Origin of the sequence: Endozoicomonas sp. SESOKO2 (genome assembly GCF_024606245.1) — a bacterium.
Lineage (GTDB): Bacteria > Pseudomonadota > Gammaproteobacteria > Pseudomonadales > Endozoicomonadaceae > Endozoicomonas_A.
The window spans coordinates 1-2,226 of record NZ_JAHHPQ010000547.1; the positions used below are offsets into that span (position 1 = coordinate 1).

The window sequence follows — 2,226 nt, forward strand, 5'->3', positions numbered from 1 at the left end:
TTGAAAATCCGCGTGTCGGTGGTTCGATTCCGCCCCTAGGCACCATCTGTCTTCACGATGATGGTGCTAGTCGACAAGCATTCTGGCCTGGGTAGCTCAGTTGGTAGAGCAGCGGATTGAAAATCCGCGTGTCGGTGGTTCGATTCCGCCCCTAGGCACCATATATAAAAAAGGGTTACGAGCAATCGTAACCCTTTTTTATTTGCAGGGGACACTGCTTCCTTAGTGCCAATTCTGCTATAGCGGATTAGCATGACAGAATGCTTTTTCTGGCTCAACGATATTGAAAATTGTACCCCTACCATAGTGCTCAAACCGCCCGGGCACACCAGATGATCTTGCCCACTACCGGATTCTCTTCCAGCTTTTTCAGATCAATATTCCAACCGGGATACTCAGGGTTATCGCTGGTTATTTCCAGTTCATGCTGTATCTGTTTGACCCGCTTGGCCATCAAACCATCGTCTGTCTGAATAAGATAAACCGCTTCACTCTGAACTGATTTCCGGGACATATCTACCAACACCTGGTCTCCGTCCCGAAAAGTAGGAAGCATACTGTCACCAGTGATCGTGACAAATGCCAGGTTTTCACCGGAAACGCCCAGCTGTCGGCTCAGAAAGGCTTTATTAAAGGCAAAATAGTCGCTGACATCTTCACCTTGCACTACAGAGCCCATCCCTGCACTGGCCTGCACATCAAACATAGGAGTGAAGACAATTTCTTTACTGTCTGAAGTATCAGAGATTTGTCCACTGTCGTTTTGATTACCCGTCAGCAGCCAGTTTAAGTCTACCCGAAACTCATCATAGAGACTTTCCAGATAAGCCATGGAAGGGCGGCTGGTACCCCGACAGATTTTATAGATATGAGAGGCGGATTTACCTGTCATTTCGGCAAACTGTTTTTTGTTACCCTGTGTCAGACGATCAACTATCAACTGAAATCGACGTGCGAAAGCGTTTGCCATACCCTGCTTTGTCCTGAAAAAGAATAAAGGGTTGATTATACAACAGCAGGTCTGAAGCCAGTGATATAGATATGAAAAGTCATTCGCTGTTCAGCCTTTTATCAAGGACCTATATAATCAATCAATGACTTTCCGGCTACGCTCTTATCAAAAAGAAGCTGTTTCCAAAGTGATACAGCATTTTCGCAAAAGTGACGACCCTGCTCTTGTGGTTCTGCCCACAGGTGCAGGTAAAAGTCTGGTGATCAGTGAACTGGGGCGAATTGCCCGTGGCCGGGTTTTGATTCTGGCTCATGTCAAAGAGCTGGTTGAACAGAATCATGCCAAGTATGAGAGCTATGATTTGAAAGCCTCCATTTTCAGTGCCGGCCTGGGCAGGAAGGAAGCTTCTGAGCAGGTTGTATTCGGCAGTATTCAATCGGTCGCCAAAAACCTGAATCAGTTTGATGACGATCATTTCTCGCTACTGGTCATTGATGAGTGCCATCGGGTTTCTCTGGAGAAAACCTCCAGTTATCACAGGGTCATAGAGCACCTCCAAACGCTCAATCCGAGGCTGAAAATACTGGGGTTAACGGCTACACCCTATCGGCTTGGAATCGGCTGGATTTATCAGCATTACTTGCCTGGAAACAAAAAAGGCACCCTGAAAACGGCTGAAAAGCGATTTTTCAAAAGCTGTATCTATGAACTTCCATTGTCGTACATGATTAAAAATCACTATCTGACACCCGCAACTTTAATCGATGCTCCAGTTATTTTTTACGACTTTAGCCTTTTATCAAGAGACCGTTTTGGTCGCTGCAGCGAAGCGGATCTGAACAAGCTTCTGAAAGGCAAAGGGCGGGCAACGAAACAGATCATCACCCAGGTTATGAAAGCGTCAGAAGACAGAAAAGGCGTCATGATTTTCGCCTCCACCGTGGATCATGCCCGGGAAATAATAGGCTATCTGCCAGAATCTGAATCTGCTTTGATTATTGGTGACACGCACACTCAGGCGCGTGACAACCTGATTCAGGCTTTCAAGGCTCAGAAGATCAAATATCTCGTCAACGTGTCAGTATTAACCACCGGCTTCGATGCCCCTCATGTTGATTTGATCGCTATTCTTCGCCCCACAGAGTCTGTCAGTCTTTATCAACAGATTGTGGGCCGCGGGCTTCGTCTGGCAGAAAGCAAGAAAGATTGTCTGGTGATAGACTTTGCCGGAAATCGCTATGATCTGTTCAGCCCTGAAATAGGTAGCCCAAAGC

2 protein-coding genes and 1 tRNA gene are annotated in these 2,226 nt (G+C 46.6%); 2 read left to right on the forward strand and 1 reads right to left on the reverse strand.

Annotation, left to right across the window (positions count from 1 at the left end; translation table 11 throughout):
• Nucleotides 1–85: 85 nt before the first annotated feature.
• A tRNA-Phe gene (locus KDK17_RS13405) sits at nt 86–161 on the forward strand.
• A 149-nt stretch (nt 162–310) separates the two neighbouring features.
• Here the strand turns inward: KDK17_RS13405 and KDK17_RS13410 are convergent.
• Entirely contained in the window at nt 311–970 is a 660-nt protein-coding gene (locus tag KDK17_RS13410) for an XRE family transcriptional regulator (RefSeq protein WP_257288262.1), read from the reverse strand.
• A gap of 124 nt (nt 971–1,094) precedes the next feature.
• Here KDK17_RS13410 and KDK17_RS13415 point away from each other — a divergent pair.
• The coding region (locus tag KDK17_RS13415; RefSeq protein ID WP_257288263.1) for a DEAD/DEAH box helicase at nt 1,095–2,226 on the forward strand (1,132 nt) is incomplete at its 3' end.